A 15,179-nucleotide genomic window follows, 5' to 3' on the forward strand; every position below is an offset into this window, starting at 1 on the left:
CGGGGGGAGGAGTGACAATGGCACGGGTGGAGAAATTTCTCGCCGATCAGGTGGCGCGCGCGCCCCTGTCCACGGCGCTCAGCGACAGCACGGGAGTCCTCTGGACCTTCGCCGATCTGGACGCGGCCAGCGATGTTCTGGCGGCAGAGCTTCAGGACGCCGGCGTGCAGGCCAACGACCGGGTGCTGCTGCTGGCCGAAAATTGTGCCGCCGCCGTTGCCGCCCTGCATGCGGCCTGGAAGCTGGGCGCGGTGATCATCCCCTTCAACGCCCGCCAGACCGAAGGCGAGGTACAGAAGATCCTCAACCACGCCACCCCCGCTGCCGTGCTGATGACCAGCGCGGTCTCCGGGGATGCCGCCAGACACGCCGAACGGATGGAAGCACGCGAGATTACCGGGATGTTCGGTACTGTCCACATCGCCACGCCCGGACCCAGCAACCCTGATGACGACCTCCACGACGTCGCGGTGCTGCTTTATACCACCGGGACCACGGGCGATCCCAAGGGTGTGATGCTGACCCATTCGGGGATGCGGTTTGGCGGTCAGGCCTCCGCCGCACTGCGCAGCATGACCCATGACGATGTGATCTATGGCGCGCTGCCGATGAGCCATGTCTTCGGCCTTGTCTCTGTCATCACGGCGGCCTGCTTTGCGGGCACCCATGTGCGGCTAGAGGCACGGTTTTCCGCGCAAAAGCTGTTCGAGGCGGCGCATGACGGGGTCACCATCATCCCGGCGGTGCCGCAGATGCATGCGCTGGTGATGCAATATACCAAGGAAAAGGGGCTGGATCGGCTGGGCTCACCCAGCCTGCGCTATGTCTCTTCCGGCGGCGCGCCGCTGGACCCGGCCTGGAAGCGCAAGGCAGAAGCCTTTTACGAACTGCCCCTGCAGAACGGGTTCGGCATGACCGAGACCACCTCCGGCGCCTCGGCCACGGTGAATGCGATCGGCTCGCCCGATACCTCGGTGGGGCCCGTTACCCCCGGCACTGAAGCGATGATCGACGAAACCGTGCCCGGCGGCGGCGAAGGGCAGGGCGAGGTGCTGATCCGTGGTCCCCATGTGATGAAGGGCTACTACCGCAACCCCGAAGAAACCGCCAAGGCGGTGGATGCGGACGGCTGGCTGCACACCGGCGATCTGGGCAAGATCGACGCCGAGGGGCGTCTGCACATCCTGGGACGGTCGAAAGAGCTGATCATCCATGGCGGGTTCAACGTCTATCCGCCCGAGGTGGAGGCGGCGCTGAACGATCATCCGCAGGTGATCCAGTCTGCGGTGATCGGCCGGATGAAGGACGGCGACGAGGAAGTCCTGGCCTTCGTGCAGGTGGCCGAGGGCGACATCCCCGATGCGGAAGAACTGCGCGCCTTTGTCAAGGAACGGCTGGCGGGCTACAAACGGCCCAGCCAGATCATCGTCGGCACCAGCCTGCCTGCGGCGCCGACGGGCAAGATTCTCAAGCACCGGCTGCTCGACGCCTTTGCCGATCAGATCAGGGACTGATCAGCAGAAATCAGACGTAAGTGCCGACAGCCGCCTGCCGGATGGCGCGGATGTTCTCGCCGTAAGGCGCGGGGTTACCGGCCGAGCCGCCTTTGAACACCGCCGATCCCGCCACCAGCACATCCGCGCCCGCCTTCACGCATTCGGGGGCGGTATCGACGGTCACGCCACCGTCAATCTCGATATGCACGGGACGGTCGCCGATCATGTTGCGCAGGGTTGCGATCTTGTGGGCAAGGGGGATGAACTTCTGCCCGCCAAAGCCGGGGTTCACCGTCATCACGCAGACCAGGTCGGCATCATCCAGCAGGTATTCCACCGCGCTGGCCGGGGTGCCCGGGTTCAGCGCCACACCGGCCTTGCACCCGGCCCCCCGGATCGCCTGCAGGGTGCGGTGGATGTGCGGCCCCGCCTCCACATGGGCGGTGATGATGTCGGCACCGGCATCGGCAAAAGCGTCAATATAGGGGTCGACCGGCGCGATCATCAGATGCACGTCCATCACCCCCTTGATATGGGGCCGGATCGCGGCGCATGTGGTCGGGCCGAAGCTGATGTTCGGCACGAAATGCCCGTCCATCACGTCAACATGAATCCAATCCGCGCCCTGCGCTTCCACCGCGGCGCATTCCGCCCCGAAGTTGGCGAAATCGGCGGCGAGGATGGAGGGGGCGATTTTCACGGAGCGGTCAAAGGTCATGGCAGTCTTTCCGGCAGCTGAGACATGGTCCGCGTCATAGCCTGCAGGCGCGCCGGAGGATAGGGCGTTTCAAGGTATTTTTCCAAAGGTGCAGGTGGTGGCCCCGCCTTTACAGCGTCCCGCCTTTAACCTGATATATCCGGTATCGCCGATTCAAGTTCAAGGCGGGGCGCTTTCGGCAGCAGCACGGGTCCGGACGGATTACGCCTGATGCTCGGGCGGCGCCTGCAGCAGATCAAGCAGGCTGGCAAAGGGCGTGCCCGCCCGAGGCAGCGCCAGACAGGCTGCCATGATGGCCTCTGCCCTGTGTCGCCCGATCACGGGCGCGGCAAAGCGCATGAACTTGTCGGTGATGTCCTGTGCGGCGAAAGGACGTTCCGGCCCGCCGCGCGCATGGACCTCGCCCGAGGACAGGATTCGCCCGTCTTTCAGCGTGAGGGTGACATCGGCCCATCGCCCGGCGGGATAACGTGCCTCATGCTCCGGCCCCACGCGCATCGTTGTCATCGCTACCAGTTGCGCGGCCACCGGGTCCTGCAGCCCCGCGCCCGCGATATGCTCCAGCCGGATGTCGCCCCGGGCGATCATGACCGCCACGGCAAAGGGCAGCGAATATTGCGCCTGAGAGGTCGTCTCAGGGACGCCGGGAAAAAGCTGTACCGCGTTGTGAAAGCTGCGGATGTCGATGGCGGCGACCTGCTCTGCCGAGACATCATGCGCAAGGCAGATTTCACGCACGGCATCTATGCTGGCATGCGCCCAGCGGCAGATCGGGTAGGGTTTGATATATTGGTGCAGCACCTGCCAGAACCGGCCCAGGTCCGCCCAATGTTCCTGCGCCTCCGCCGCCTCGACGGTGATCGCGGGCGCACCGGTAAAACCCATCTCGGCCATGATCAGGGCGGAGACCCCCACCAGCGCGCCCATCCCCGACCCGTCGTGCAGCATCGTGGGGGTCGCAATTTCGCGCATCATCTGGCTGCGCGGCCCGTGATATTCCGCAATACCCAGCGCGTCGCGCAATTGTGCCGCCGAACTGCCCCGCAACCGCGCCCCCAGTGCGGTGACGCCAAGGGCATTCCAGGCCCCCGATGTATGGTAATCGCTGACCGAAGCATGCAGCGCGATGGCCGCCCGCCCTGCCACTTCGTATCCCGTGACCAGTGCCGCCAGCGCGTCACGCCCCGACAGATCCGGCAGGTGCTGCGCAAGGGATACCAGCGCCGGGACCACCGCCACACCGGTATGCCCCTTGGTCGGGTTGTATCCATCATGCCCGTCCAGATTGTCGATCTGACTTGCCGTTGCAAAGGCCGCCCCGGCCAGGCTGGCCTCACCTCCGTCGAACATGATCCAGGCGGTATCGTCCCGGCTGCCCGCCCCGTAAAGCCGCCGCGCGGTTTCGCGGGCGATCTGCCCCGCCTGCATCGGGGCCGCGGCAATTGCGATGCCCAATGTGTCCAGCAATAACAGTGCCACATGGTCCAGAACCGCCTGCGGTATCTCTTCGGTCCGCTGGTTGCGGATGAAGTGGTCGATGTGGTCTGGCAAGCCTTGCGCCATGAGAGCCTCCGCGTTGCTGCTGCATCCAGAATAGGGGGCCTCAGGGGGGATGATACGCCAATTGCGACATGTATCCGGCGTGTCTGGTGCAGGGCCGCAAACCTGTTAACACTACGCCGGGACAACAAAGGAACAGGCGATGGCCCAAACCACACATGAGGCGGATGAAGACAGCCGCAACCGCGATATCCGCATTTATGTGAACGGCGATATCGTTCACCGGGACGAGGCCAAGGTATCGGTCTATGACGCGGGCTTCATGCTGGGCGATGGCATCTGGGAAGGGATGCGGCTCTATCAGGGGACCTGGGCGTTCTTTGACGAACACATGGACCGCTTCTTCAATTCCTGCAAGGCCATCGACCTGGATGTCGGGACCGACAAGGCAGGCATCGCCGAGGCGCTGCGCCGCACGGCAGAGGCGAACGGGATGAGTGATGACGTGCATTGCCGGCTGATGCTGACCCGTGGGATCAAGGACAAGCCGTTCCAGCATCCCGGCCTCAGCACCTCCGGCCCGACGCTGGTGATCATCATGGAACATTCCAAACCGGTCAACCGCCTGCAATCGGCGGGCATCCGGCTGGCATCGGTGCCACAGGTGCGCGGGTTGCCGCATGCGCAGGATCCAAAGCTGAACAGCCATTCCAAGCTGAACTGCATCATCGCCTGCCTGCAGGCCGAAGCCGCCGGTGCCGACGAGGCGCTGATGCTGGACCCGCATGGATTCGTGAACACGACCAATGCCTGCAACTTCTTCATCGTGCGCCGGGGCGAGGTCTGGACCTCGACCGGGGACTATTGCATGAACGGCGTGACCCGGGCCAAGGTCATCGACCTCTGCCTTGAAAACGGCATCCCTGTGCATCAGAAGAACTTCTCCCTCTACGAGGCCTATGGCGCGGACGAGGCGTTTCTGACCGGCACCTTCGGCGCGCAAACTCCCGTTGCCTCCATCGACGGCAAGACCATCGGCAACGGGGACCGGCCCGTGACCCGGACGATACAGGGCATGTACAGGGACCTGATCAAGAAACATGTAAGCGGAGCGGCGTGACATGGCAGACAGCATCACATCGGGACCACGGTCCTACCTGGAGCCCCTCAAACTGCGTGGGCGTATCTCAAAGCCTCAGCCAAAAGGGCTGCCGCTGGTCAACCTGGGCTTCAATGAACTGCCCTATGGCCCCAGCCCGAAAGTTGCGGCTGCCGTGGCCGAAGCATCGGCGCAGGTCGCCTCCTATGGCACGCCGCTCTGCGACGGGCTGCGCGCGGCGCTGGCGCAGGCCAACGGGCTGGATGTCGATCAGATCATCTGCGGCAACGGGTCAGAGGAACTGCTCGACGTCATCGCGCGCAATTTCGTGCGGCCCGGGGATGAGGTGCTGATCTCGGCCTATGGCTATATCCAGTTTGAAATGGTTGCCGCCAGACAGGGCGCGACCCTGGTCAAGGCAGCGGAGGCGGATTTCACATCGGACGTGGATGCGCTGCTGGGGGCGGTGACACCGCGCACCAGGCTGGTGTTCCTTGCCAATCCGAACAATCCCACCGGCACGGTGCTGCCGGTGTCGGAACTCAAACGTCTGGTCGAGGGGTTGCCGTCCGACGTGGTGGTGGTGCTGGACCTTGCCTATGGCGAATTCACCGGATTTGATCATTGCGCCGAGGTGCATGCGCTGGCGGAGGGACGCGAGAATGTCATCGTGACCCGGACCTTTTCCAAGGCCTATGGTCTGGCGGGCCTGCGCTGTGGCTGGGCCCATGCGCCTGCCGCGATGATGCCCAGCCTCTACGCCGCGCGGGGCATGGGCAGCGTCAACCGCCTCGCCCAGGCCGCCGCGACAGCCGCCTTGGCCGATCTGGCGGTGGTCAAGGCGCGTGTGGGTGAAATCGTGGCTGAACGCCGCCGCGTTGCCGCCGCGCTGGCCGATATGGGGATCAGGGCGCTGCCGTCGGGAACGAATTTCCTGCTGGTCCGCGTCGACGGCAAAGGCGCCGAGGCAGCAGAGGCGCTGGTCGTGCATTTCTTTGACGATGCCGGGATCATTGTCAGCCGTACCCGCGAGGCGGGGCTGGAAGACTGGCTTCGGTTCTCGCTCGGCACGCCCGATCAGAACGACCTTCTGCTGCAAAGCGCCCGGAACTTCATGGAAGGCCCGGCCTGACCCCGGGGGCCCCTGCTTCCTTATGCTCAAAATACCCGGCGCGCCGCGCGCAAGGGGCGCCGCCGCCGAGCTTTCGGGCACAGGCGGTCCACCTCAGCCCTTGGGCGGCATCTTGTCCATATGCCGCAACATCGCGACAAAGGCGCTGAGCCTGTCGTTCTGATAGGCGGGCAGATCCAGCCCTTCGTAATCCAGAAACCCCTGCCCATCGCGCAGGCCGCGGCGGTTCTGCGCCATGTTGTCCTTGACGATCTGGGGGGCGGCAAAGCGGTCTTCGCCCGTGGCACCGGCCATGTAATTGCTGGCATGGTACAGGATATCCCCGCCGCCCCAGTCGATGAATTCCAGCAGGCCCAGGATCGCAAACCTGAAACCGAAGCCGTATTTCGTCGCCTTGTCGATATCCTCGGCCGAGGCGACACCTTCTTCCACCAGCCGGGCGGCCTCGTTCATCGCCAGCGCCTGGATGCGCGGCACGATGTAGCCGGGGCTGGCGGCACAGACCACCGGCACCTTGCCGATGCGTTCCAGCAGCGCCTTCAGCCGCGCGGTCACCGCCGGATCGGTCTTTTCGCCGGGCGACAGTTCGACCAGCGGCACAAGGAAGGCCGGGTTCAGCCAATGCGCGTTCAGAAACCGTTCCGGGTGGGTGACGAACCCCTGCAGGTCATTGGAAAGGATGGTGGAGGTGGTGGAGGCGACAATCGCCTCCGCCGAGGCATGTTCGGAGATCATCGCAAATGCATCGCGCTTTGCCTCCATGACCTCGGGCACCCCTTCAAAGATCACCGCCGCCCCGGCCAGGGCCGAGGCGCAATCGCCCAGGGCAACCGTGCGGATGCGCGCGAGGACGCTGTCAATCTCCGTCTCGCTCAACATGCCGAACCCCGAGAGCATGCCAAGCGTGCCGCGCAATTCCGCGTCGACCTGCGCGCAGAGCGCGTCGAATCCGGCGCTGTCCCGGTGCTTTGCGTCGATCAGGACAACCTCATGCCCGGCATAGGCAAAGGCGATGGCCATGCCACGGCCCATCCGCCCCGCGCCGACAGCAGCGATCACCTCGCGCTGTGCCATCACAGGCCCTCCTGCAACAACGCCTTCATCTGCTCGCGGCTCAGGTCTGCAAGGCCCATGGACCCCAGCGTCCGCCCGGTCTGTTCGAAATCCGTGTCGCAGATGGCCGAGGCCACGGCCAGCAGGCCCCGCGCAGTCGGCACCGGCACACCGGCCCAATCGCCCACCGAGACCAGGAAAGCGAGGCCGCAGGCCACGTCCTCCTGCATGTAGCGGTGTTCGGTCAGCACCAGGTTTTCGCGCCAGTCCCCTGAATCCGTCAGCTTTTCATGCGCGGCATTGCCATACATCCATTCTTCGCCATCGGGGTCATAGTGGTCCGCCAGCGGAAAATGCGGCGCGCCATAGCCCAGGGCCTCGCGCAGCGCCATCCGCTCGCCGTCCAGCCGTGTCGTGACGCGCCGGATCGCGGGCTGTGTGCCTTCGTTGTGGATGTCCCAATGGTCGAAATGTTCAATGGGGCCTGCGTTCATCAGGATCAGCGGCGGGTGGATGATCGGGCCTGCATTCATCAGCGCGCCCGACAGGCCATCGCCGCAATCCTCGACCGAGGGGTAGGCCTGCGCGATGACCTTGAGGGCATGTTCCGCATTGCGGCGCGGGAAGATGCCCGATGGCAGGCGTGTCGCGCGGGTGGTCACCGCGACCGTATCCGCCCCGTGCTTGCGGGTCAGGTAGGGCAGGGTGCCCGCCTCGGCCAGGGTGATGTCAGCCCTGTTGCCCGCGTCCCGGATGATCTGCGCCATCAGGACGCTGCCGAATGTGCCCGGCGGCAGATAGATGACCTGCCCGTCTTTCAGGAACGGGGCCATCGCCCGTGCAATATCGGGCTGCGCGGTGGCCGGTGTGGGGCAGACAATCAGCGCAGCGCCAGAGACCGCCTCTTCGATATCGGCCGTGACGACCGCGATCTGCACCTCTTTCTCACCGGTGTGATCCTTGAGCGTCAGGGTGTTGTTGCGCTTGTTAAGGTCGGCCACACCTTCGGCGTTGCGCCGCCAGTACCGGACCCGGTGTCCTTCGGCAGAAAAGTCCAATGCTGCCGCTGCGGACCCGTTGCCGCCTCCAAGAACTGCAATTTCCATATTTTGCTCCCTTCCTGTTCACATGGTTTGTGATAGGCTTCAATTTATGTGCAAACACATGCTCTGCGGTTGAAAGCAGATATGCTTTCGCGATTTCCGTTGTCTTAGTTGCATGAAAATGCATATATTGGAAGAATAAAAACGAGACCAACTGGGAGTACTGAAATGACAATGTTCAACAGGTTGGCCTTCAGGGCCACGACAGCTGTGGCGGCACTTGCACTGACCGCGACCGCCGCTTTTGCAGAGGATCGGGTGTCGGCAACCCATGCTTTCCCGACATTCCTTGTCTATACAAAGACTTTCCTCGCCATGGTGGATGACATCAACGAGCGCGGTAAGGGGATCGTCCAGATTGACGTGCGCGGCGGCCCCGAGGCGATCGGCATGTTCCAGCAGCCCGCCGCCGTGCGGGATGGCGTGGTGGACATGGTCCATATACCCGGTTCCTTCTACGGCGCCTCCGTGCCGGAGATCGACGCAATGGTTGCCGCGACTGTCACACCGCTGGAGGCCCGCGCGAATGGCGGAGCGGCAGCGATGGACATGGCCCACCAGGAACGCTTTGGCGTGCGGCACCTGGGCTGGATCGACGGCGGGGTAAAGTTCCACATCTACACCTCCACCGAACCCAAGTTCGACGAGAACGGCGTGCTGGACCTGACCGGGGTCAAACTGCGCGACAACCCGATCTATCACGCCTTCTTCGAGGCGCTGAACGCCACCACGGCCTCCATGCCCGCGACGGAAGTTTACGCCGCGCTGGAAAAGGGCGTTGTCGATGCTGCCGCTTGGACAGAGATCGGTCTGATGGACCTCAAGTGGGACGAGTTCATGAAATACGCGGTGGAGCCGCCCTTCTACAACACCGACATCGGTGTGATCTTCAACAAGGAAAGCTGGGACGCGCTGTCGCCTGAAAGCCAGGAACTGATCGAACAGGTCGTGATCGAATGGGAAGAGAAATCCTACAACGACCGGCAGGAGACGGTGAAAGCCGACCGCGCCGAGCTGGAGAAACGCGGGATGCAGTTCGTGGCCATGTCCGATGAAGGTGCTGCGGCCTATCTCAAGCTGGCCGAAGACGCCGCCTGGGGCCGGATGGAGACCCGGTTGCAGGAAATGGGCGACGATGGCGGCAGCTACGAGACCATGCGCAAGCTCTATCACCCTGAATAAGATCAACGAAGCGGCGCGGAGCGTAATCTTCGCGCCCTTCTTCGTGTCGGAGGCCGCTTGTGCTGAAACTGCTCGACGCCATCTGTAATCTGCTTGCGATCCTTGCCGGGACCTATCTGGTGGCGATCATGTTCGGCATCGTCTTCCAGGCGACGGCACGGTCTTTCAACCATTCCGGCTCGTCACACATCTTTACCTTCTCCGAATACGGGCTGCTGTATATCGTCATGGCGGCCTCCCCCTGGCTTGTCCGGCTGAAGGGGCATGTGTTCATCGAATTGCTGACCGCCGCGCTGCCGACTGCGGTAAGCAAGCCGTTTTCACGCTTTGTCGCGCTCCTTTGCGTGCTGATCTGCCTCGTTCTGGTCTGGTATTCGGGCGCGACCACGCTGCGGGCCTATCACTTTGGCGATGCCGACATGCGGTCGCTCGACATGCCGAAATGGATGCTGCTGATCTCCATGCCGGTCTGCTTTGGCCTGATGGCCCTGAATTTCCTGCGCTTCGTCTTTGGTGCGGAAACCTTGCATTCCGGGCAGGCGGGCGTTCATGAATAACTCGAAAGGCCCGTTCTGATGGAATGGTATTACGCGCTGTCGTTCCTTCTGGGGATGATCCTGTTCCTGATGTTCATGGGCATCCCCGTGGCCCTGGCCTTTATCGCCGCCAACATGATCGGCGCGACCTACTTCATGGGTGGCAACGGTGACCTGCTGCGGCAGATGTCGCGGGGGATCGGGCAATTGGTCAACAACGCCCTGCCGACGGTGACCACCTTCAACCTGATGCCGGTGCCGATGTTCCTGCTGATGGGCGAGATTTTCTTTCACACCGGCCTTGGCAACAAGATGTTCGCGGCGGTCGAGAAACTGATGGGCCGCATCCCCGGCCGCCTCTCCTTTGTCACCGTCGCCGGGGGGACGGCCTTTGCCACCCTGTCGGGATCCTCGCTGGGCTCCACCGCATTGCTCGGCTCGCTCATGGTGCCCGAGATGGAAGCGAAGGGCTACAAGAAGCACATGGCCATCGGTCCGATCCTCGGCACCGGGGGGCTGGCGATGCTGATTCCGCCCTCGGCGCTGGCGGTTCTGCTGGCAACACTGGCAACGCTGGATGTGGGCGACCTGCTGCTTGCAGGCGTGGTGCCGGGGCTGATGCTGGCGTGCTTCTATGTGATCCTGATCCTGGGCCTCTGCCTGTGGGATCCGACAGCCGCCCCGGTCTACGAGGTCGAGCCGACCGCGTTTTCCGAAAAGATGCGGCTGCTGTTCTTTGACATCATGCCGATGATGTCGATCGTGGTCGGGGTGATCCTGCTGATCATGAACGGTTGGGCGACCCCGTCGGAATCCGCCGCCTTCGGCTGTGTCGGCGTGCTGCTGCTGGCCATCGTTTACCGCAAGCTGACATGGGCCAGTTTCGTGGCCTCGGTCACCGGTGCGCTGCGGGTGACGACCATGGCACTGCTGATCATCTTCGGTTCCGCCACCTTCTCTGCCTTGCTGGCGTTTTCAGGGGCGTCCTCGGGGCTGATCCGCTGGGCGACACAGTTCGACTTTGACCCCATTGTGATGCTGGTCATCATGTTCTGCATCCTGCTGGTGCTGGGCATGTTCATGGACCAGCTTTCCATGATGCTGCTGACGGTGCCGATCTTTTTCCCGCTGGCGCAGACGCTGGGCTTTGACCTGATCTGGTTCGGGGTGATCATCCTGATGGCGCTAGAGATCAGCTTTACCACGCCACCCTTCGGGTTGCTGCTCTTCGTGATGAAGGGGGTGGCACCACCTGACACCACAATGCGCGACATCTACATGGCGGCCTTGCCTTACATGGGCTGCGCGATTCTGCTGGTGGTGCTGTTGATCATCTTCCCCCAGATTGCGCTCTGGCTGCCGAACCTGGGCGAATAGACGGCCAAGGGGGCCGGAATTTTCGAAAATTCCGGGCAAAACTTTTCAAAAAGTTTTTCCCCGCCCCGCCGCAGGGTCAAAGCCACTTGGGATGGGGCAGGCGTACCCCGGTCACATGGTCGGGCACGTCGATGTCATCCCCCGGATGGCGCTCCGTTACATTTGTGAGGGCAGGAACAGCACCAGCGCGGGAAAGGCCAGCAGCAGGATCAGCCGGATGATGTCGACCATCCAGAAGGGTGTCACCCCGCGAAAGATGGTGCCGGTGGACACATCGCCCACCACACCCTTCAGCACAAAGACGTTGAGGCCCACGGGAGGGGTGATCAGGCTGATTTCCGTGACCACCACCACGATGATCCCGAACCACACCGGGTCAAAGCCAAGGCCGGTCACCAGGGGAAAGAAGATCGGGACCGTCAGCAGCAGCATCGACATCGATTCAAAGATGCAGCCCAAAACGATATAGATCGCGATGATCATCGCCATGACCACCCAGGGCGACACGTCATAGGCACTGACAGCCGCGCGCAGGGCCTCGGGCAAGCCCGCGAGGTTGACGAAGTTGGAAAAGATCCAGGCCCCGATCAGCACCGCAAAGAGGCTGGCGGTGGTCAGCGTGGTTTCCTGCAACACATCGCGCAGGCCGGCCCAGTTCAGCCCGCCCCGCGCCAGGGCAATCAGAAACGCCCCTGCGGCCCCCATGCCCGCCGCTTCGGTCGGCGAAAAGGCCAGGTGGATCGGCCAGAAATCAAGCGCCCCGTAAAGCCCGCCGATGACAAGGCCAAAGAGCAGCAGAACCGCCCAGACGCCTTTGACTGCAGCCAGACGCTCCGCCCATCCCGCGCGTGGTCCGGCGGGCCCGGCACCGGGATTGCGCGCCACGGTATAGCGGACCGCCGCCAGATACAGCAGGATGCCAAGCGCGCCGGGAATGATCCCCGCGATAAAAAGTTGCCCGATGGAGGTTTCCGTCAGCAGCCCATAGATCACCAGAATGACCGAGGGCGGGATCAGGATGCCCAGCGTGCCGCCCGCCGCGATGGAGGCGGTCGAAAGGCTGTCGGCATATCCGAACTTGCGCATCTCCGGCATGGCCACCTTGGACATGGTTGCGGCAGTGGCCAGCGATGATCCGCAGATCGCCGCGAACCCGCCGCAGGCCACGATGGTCGCCATCGCCAGCCCGCCCCGGAAATGCCCGAGAAAGGCATTGGAGACGGCATAAAGCTCGCGGCTGATCCCGCCCTTGTTCACGAACAGGCCCATCAAGATGAACAAGGGCACCACGGACAACCCGTAGTCCTGCGAGGTGTCGATCAGCAACCGTGACACCATCGAAATCGAGGCGGTGAAGTTGGTCTGATAGGTAAAGCCGATCATGCCCACCAGCCCCATCGCAAAGGCGATGGGAATGCGGCACAGGACCAGCAGGAAGACGGCGGCAAAGCCGATGCAGGATTCAATCATGCAGGGTCTCCAGCGCGCGGGGCGCAAACCAGTGCAGCAGCCCCTTGATGATCAGCACCAGCGCCGACAGAAAGGTCATGATGGCGATGAAATATTCCACGTAAAATGTGGGGATAGAAAGGTATTCGGTCATGTCGCCATAGCTGCGGCCCCGTTCGGCCAGCACCACGACCCGTTGCGCGGGCCAGTACAGCATCACGCCACAGATCAGATTGACAAATCCATCCCTGAGCTGCGCGAAGTGCAGCCGGTCAAAGAGGCCATCGGCAAGATCGACGGCAATATGCTCTTCGCGGGCCGACAGGATCGGCAGGGCGGAAAACACCACAATCGCGATGGCGATCCGGGTCAATTCGGTCGCAGCCTCGATCGGCGCATTCAGCGCCGACCGCAGCACCACGTCACAGAACGTCAGCACCATCAGCGCAAACAGGGCGAGCGATGCCACCGCCATCGGAAGGGCCGCAGCAAGGCGGGCGAATCTGATCACCTGTTGCATAGAACCTCAAGGGGTGAGGGAAGGGCAGGGATGACCCCTGCCCGAACCAGTCATTTGGTTTCTTTGGCCATCTCTGCCACAACCATCTCATAGGCCGCCTGCGCATCGACACCTGCGGCCTCAAGCTCCGCCAGAACCTTGTCACGCACCCGTTGCCCCATTTCGGCAAAGGTGGCCTGGTCTTCTGCGCTGGCCGTCACGATGGTATTGTCTGCCGCCGCTTCGGTCTGTGCCCGCGCCTCTGCGTCGCTTTCGTCCCAGACCTGACCCATCATCCGGCTTGCCGTTTCACCAAAGACCTGTTCGTCCAGCGCGGCCTGCAGGTTCTCGGGCAGGCTGTCGAATTTATCCTGACTCATGATCACCGCGAAAGACCCGCGATAAAAGCCGCCGGGCATTTCATAGACGTTCTTGGCGACCTCGTTCAGCTTGAAGCTGATCCGCTCGCCCATGTTCATGGCCACGGCGTCAGCGGCCCCGGAATCCAGCGTCTCATAGACTTTCGGCGCCGGCACCTGAATGCCCACAAGCCCCAGTTCCGCCCCGACATCGGCCGACACCCCGCCGCCCAGACGGGTTTTCAGCCCCTGCAGATCGGCCAGTGTCTTGACCTCCTTGTTGGAGTGGATCTGCCCGGGACCATGGGTAGTCAGCGCCACCAGCTTGGTCCCACGGTGTTCGTCCAGCGCATCGAGGTATTCCTTCTGCACCCGCCAATAGGCCACCGAGGCAGCTTCGGCGCTGCCTTCGTATCCGGGCACTTCGATCAGCTTCGATCCGACGAAACGGCCCGGCTGATAGCCGTGGAAGATGATCGTCATATCCGCCGCGCCATCCATCACCAGGTCCATCTGCGCCGGTGGCGGGGCAAGGCCCATCTTGATCTCGCCGGTGACTTCACCCCCCGTCGCGGATTCCATCATGTCGATCAGGCCTTGCAGCATCCCTGTGTTGATCGGATGGCTGGGCGGCAGCCAGCTTGAGATCGTGATGGTTTCAGCCGCCTGTGCCGTGGTTGCCATGCTGAGAACCAGCGCCGTGCCGGTCAAGAATTTGGTAAACTTTCCCATGTCTCACTCCCTTTTCCTTCACGCAAGCGGTCGCCGACAAAGCCGGACTCACCCGTCGTGAAATTTATATGCATTTTCATTAATCCATATTTTCTTTGACTTGTGAACCCGTTTTCTGACCTGTCCCGGGCCGTGCCGTTTCGGAAGTTCCCGATTCAAGCGCTGCCAGCAGGGATCGCAATGCAGGCTTCAGCCGCGCGCCGTCGCCCCCTGACAATGTCCGGATCAGTTCCGCCTCGTGCACCTTGGCTTCGGCGACCAGCCTGGTGGCCAGGCGCCGGCCTTCGGGTGTCAGATGCACCCGGACCCGCCGCTTGTCGGCGGCGTCGCCGCGCCGGACGACAAGATCGCGCTTTTCCATTTGCAGGATGATCCGGGTCAGCCGCGACTGTTCGGCCAGGGCAACTGTCGCCAGTTGCGTGACCATCGCGCCGTCTTCGTCCAGCAGGCAGGCCAGCACCCGCCATTCAGGGACCCGCAGACCCGCCGCGCGGACGGTCTGGTGGAACTGGGCGCTCGCCGCTTCGCTGGCAGCGGCCAGCAGGTACAGCAGATAGTCCGAAACAAAGCCGGGTGCCGCCTCTGAAACGGTTTCCTCGCGCGGTGCCTGCATCCTTAAAATTCCTTCCTGTCTGCCGCCCTGGTTCAGCAGCAACTTGCTTGGAACAATGTAGCGGAGCACAGGGACCACATAAAGGGCTTGACGGCTAATATATGATTTTTCATGCTAGTTGACATAAGAGAACAGCCGATGGAGACCATGTTCGGCAGGATCGTCGATGTTGCCCCGCTGACCGGCCGCATCGACAAATTTCGCATCGCGGCGCAGATCGGTGATACCCTGGACCTGTCCGGGGCGGCATGCGCCAGCGGCAGGGTCACGCATATCTGCGTCATCCGGGCCAGATCCGCCCGGCTGACACGGGACATCTGAAGGAGCACCC

At 62.9% G+C, this 15,179-nt stretch carries 15 protein-coding genes; 7 read left to right on the top strand and 8 right to left on the bottom strand.

Annotated elements, in window-relative coordinates:
• The first annotated feature begins 17 nt into the window (after nucleotides 1-17).
• The gene (locus O4H53_RS16800) at nucleotides 18-1,514 is read left to right on the top strand and encodes a class I adenylate-forming enzyme family protein (RefSeq protein ID WP_269365610.1); all 1,497 of its coding nucleotides are present in this window, start codon (nucleotides 18-20) and stop codon (nucleotides 1,512-1,514) included.
• 10 nt (nucleotides 1,515-1,524) lie between these two features.
• On the opposite strand, the gene rpe is transcribed toward O4H53_RS16800, so the two are convergent.
• On the bottom strand, nucleotides 1,525-2,214 hold the full coding sequence (gene rpe, locus O4H53_RS16805; RefSeq protein ID WP_269365612.1) for a ribulose-phosphate 3-epimerase: 690 nt from the start codon (nucleotides 2,212-2,214) through the stop codon (nucleotides 1,525-1,527).
• Nucleotides 2,215-2,415: 201 nt separating this feature from the next.
• Nucleotides 2,416-3,777, bottom strand: a complete 1,362-nt coding sequence (locus O4H53_RS16810) for an MmgE/PrpD family protein (protein WP_269365614.1) — start codon at nucleotides 3,775-3,777, stop codon at nucleotides 2,416-2,418.
• 139 nt (nucleotides 3,778-3,916) lie between these two features.
• Between O4H53_RS16810 and O4H53_RS16815 the strand changes: the two genes are divergently transcribed.
• Together O4H53_RS16815 and O4H53_RS16820 are read left to right on the top strand one after the other, a co-directional pair.
• Nucleotides 3,917-4,834 (top strand): aminotransferase class IV, encoded by a 918-nt coding sequence (locus O4H53_RS16815; protein WP_269365616.1) that lies wholly within the window; start codon nucleotides 3,917-3,919, stop codon nucleotides 4,832-4,834.
• A 1-nt stretch (nucleotide 4,835) separates the two neighbouring features.
• The gene (locus O4H53_RS16820; RefSeq protein WP_269365618.1) at nucleotides 4,836-5,945 is read left to right on the top strand and encodes a pyridoxal phosphate-dependent aminotransferase; all 1,110 of its coding nucleotides are present in this window, start codon (nucleotides 4,836-4,838) and stop codon (nucleotides 5,943-5,945) included.
• A 93-nt stretch (nucleotides 5,946-6,038) separates the two neighbouring features.
• Here O4H53_RS16820 and O4H53_RS16825 read toward each other — a convergent pair whose 3' ends face one another.
• Both O4H53_RS16825 and O4H53_RS16830 read right to left on the bottom strand, forming a co-directional pair.
• Nucleotides 6,039-7,019 carry a 3-hydroxybutyryl-CoA dehydrogenase gene (locus O4H53_RS16825; RefSeq protein ID WP_269365620.1) on the bottom strand — a complete coding sequence of 327 codons (981 nt, stop codon included), beginning with the start codon at nucleotides 7,017-7,019 and terminating at the stop codon, nucleotides 6,039-6,041.
• A complete protein-coding gene (locus O4H53_RS16830) occupies nucleotides 7,019-8,104 on the bottom strand; it encodes an NAD/NADP-dependent octopine/nopaline dehydrogenase family protein (RefSeq protein ID WP_269365621.1) in 1,086 nt (361 codons plus the stop codon). Before O4H53_RS16830 ends, O4H53_RS16825 begins: the two co-directional genes overlap by 1 nt.
• Nucleotides 8,105-8,269: 165 nt before the next feature.
• Here O4H53_RS16830 and dctP point away from each other — a divergent pair, with 165 nt between their 5' ends.
• The 3 genes from dctP to O4H53_RS16845 are packed head-to-tail and all read left to right on the top strand — an operon-like array spanning nucleotide 8,270 to nucleotide 11,196.
• Complete coding sequence (dctP, locus tag O4H53_RS16835; RefSeq protein WP_269365623.1) at nucleotides 8,270-9,283, top strand: TRAP transporter substrate-binding protein DctP; 1,014 nt, start codon at nucleotides 8,270-8,272, stop codon at nucleotides 9,281-9,283.
• A gap of 59 nt (nucleotides 9,284-9,342) precedes the next feature.
• Nucleotides 9,343-9,840 (top strand): TRAP transporter small permease, encoded by a 498-nt coding sequence (locus tag O4H53_RS16840; protein WP_269365624.1) that lies wholly within the window; start codon nucleotides 9,343-9,345, stop codon nucleotides 9,838-9,840.
• Nucleotides 9,841-9,858: 18 nt separating this feature from the next.
• Nucleotides 9,859-11,196: a TRAP transporter large permease gene (locus O4H53_RS16845; protein WP_269365626.1), complete on the top strand. Its 1,338-nt coding sequence runs from the start codon at nucleotides 9,859-9,861 to the stop codon at nucleotides 11,194-11,196.
• Between the two features lie 156 nt (nucleotides 11,197-11,352).
• Here O4H53_RS16845 and O4H53_RS16850 read toward each other — a convergent pair whose 3' ends face one another.
• From O4H53_RS16850 to O4H53_RS16865, 4 genes are all read right to left on the bottom strand, one after another.
• A complete protein-coding gene (locus O4H53_RS16850) occupies nucleotides 11,353-12,666 on the bottom strand; it encodes a TRAP transporter large permease (RefSeq protein ID WP_269365627.1) in 1,314 nt (437 codons plus the stop codon).
• On the bottom strand, nucleotides 12,659-13,165 hold the full coding sequence (locus O4H53_RS16855; RefSeq protein ID WP_269365629.1) for a TRAP transporter small permease: 507 nt from the start codon (nucleotides 13,163-13,165) through the stop codon (nucleotides 12,659-12,661). The genes O4H53_RS16850 and O4H53_RS16855 overlap by 8 nt, the downstream gene beginning before the upstream one ends.
• Nucleotides 13,166-13,215: 50 nt before the next feature.
• Nucleotides 13,216-14,235: a TRAP transporter substrate-binding protein gene (locus O4H53_RS16860; RefSeq protein ID WP_269365631.1), complete on the bottom strand. Its 1,020-nt coding sequence runs from the start codon at nucleotides 14,233-14,235 to the stop codon at nucleotides 13,216-13,218.
• Nucleotides 14,236-14,314: 79 nt separating this feature from the next.
• Complete coding sequence (locus O4H53_RS16865; RefSeq protein ID WP_269365633.1) at nucleotides 14,315-14,848, bottom strand: MarR family winged helix-turn-helix transcriptional regulator; 534 nt, start codon at nucleotides 14,846-14,848, stop codon at nucleotides 14,315-14,317.
• 111 nt (nucleotides 14,849-14,959) lie between these two features.
• On the opposite strand from O4H53_RS16865, the gene O4H53_RS16870 reads away from it, so the two are divergent.
• Nucleotides 14,960-15,169 (top strand): hypothetical protein, encoded by a 210-nt coding sequence (locus O4H53_RS16870; protein WP_269365635.1) that lies wholly within the window; start codon nucleotides 14,960-14,962, stop codon nucleotides 15,167-15,169.
• Nucleotides 15,170-15,179: the final 10 nt, after the last annotated feature.

The sequence above is a fragment of the Sulfitobacter sp. G21635-S1 genome (assembly GCF_027213915.1).
GTDB lineage: Bacteria > Pseudomonadota > Alphaproteobacteria > Rhodobacterales > Rhodobacteraceae > Sulfitobacter.

Excerpts from the sequence above, each read along its gene's own strand:
- O4H53_RS16800 (WP_269365610.1), top strand. The coding sequence starts at position 18 with ATGGCACGGGTGGAGAAATTTCTCGCCGATCAGGTGGCGCGCGCGCCC.
- rpe (WP_269365612.1), bottom strand. The coding sequence starts at position 2,214 with ATGACCTTTGACCGCTCCGTGAAAATCGCCCCCTCCATCCTCGCCGCC.
- O4H53_RS16810 (WP_269365614.1), bottom strand. The coding sequence starts at position 3,777 with ATGGCGCAAGGCTTGCCAGACCACATCGACCACTTCATCCGCAACCAG.
- O4H53_RS16815 (WP_269365616.1), top strand. The coding sequence starts at position 3,917 with ATGGCCCAAACCACACATGAGGCGGATGAAGACAGCCGCAACCGCGAT.
- O4H53_RS16820 (WP_269365618.1), top strand. The coding sequence starts at position 4,836 with ATGGCAGACAGCATCACATCGGGACCACGGTCCTACCTGGAGCCCCTC.
- O4H53_RS16825 (WP_269365620.1), bottom strand. The coding sequence starts at position 7,019 with ATGGCACAGCGCGAGGTGATCGCTGCTGTCGGCGCGGGGCGGATGGGC.
- O4H53_RS16830 (WP_269365621.1), bottom strand. The coding sequence starts at position 8,104 with ATGGAAATTGCAGTTCTTGGAGGCGGCAACGGGTCCGCAGCGGCAGCA.
- dctP (WP_269365623.1), top strand. The coding sequence starts at position 8,270 with ATGACAATGTTCAACAGGTTGGCCTTCAGGGCCACGACAGCTGTGGCG.
- O4H53_RS16845 (WP_269365626.1), top strand. The coding sequence starts at position 9,859 with ATGGAATGGTATTACGCGCTGTCGTTCCTTCTGGGGATGATCCTGTTC.
- O4H53_RS16850 (WP_269365627.1), bottom strand. The coding sequence starts at position 12,666 with ATGATTGAATCCTGCATCGGCTTTGCCGCCGTCTTCCTGCTGGTCCTG.
- O4H53_RS16855 (WP_269365629.1), bottom strand. The coding sequence starts at position 13,165 with ATGCAACAGGTGATCAGATTCGCCCGCCTTGCTGCGGCCCTTCCGATG.
- O4H53_RS16860 (WP_269365631.1), bottom strand. The coding sequence starts at position 14,235 with ATGGGAAAGTTTACCAAATTCTTGACCGGCACGGCGCTGGTTCTCAGC.
- O4H53_RS16865 (WP_269365633.1), bottom strand. The coding sequence starts at position 14,848 with ATGCAGGCACCGCGCGAGGAAACCGTTTCAGAGGCGGCACCCGGCTTT.
- O4H53_RS16870 (WP_269365635.1), top strand. The coding sequence starts at position 14,960 with ATGCTAGTTGACATAAGAGAACAGCCGATGGAGACCATGTTCGGCAGG.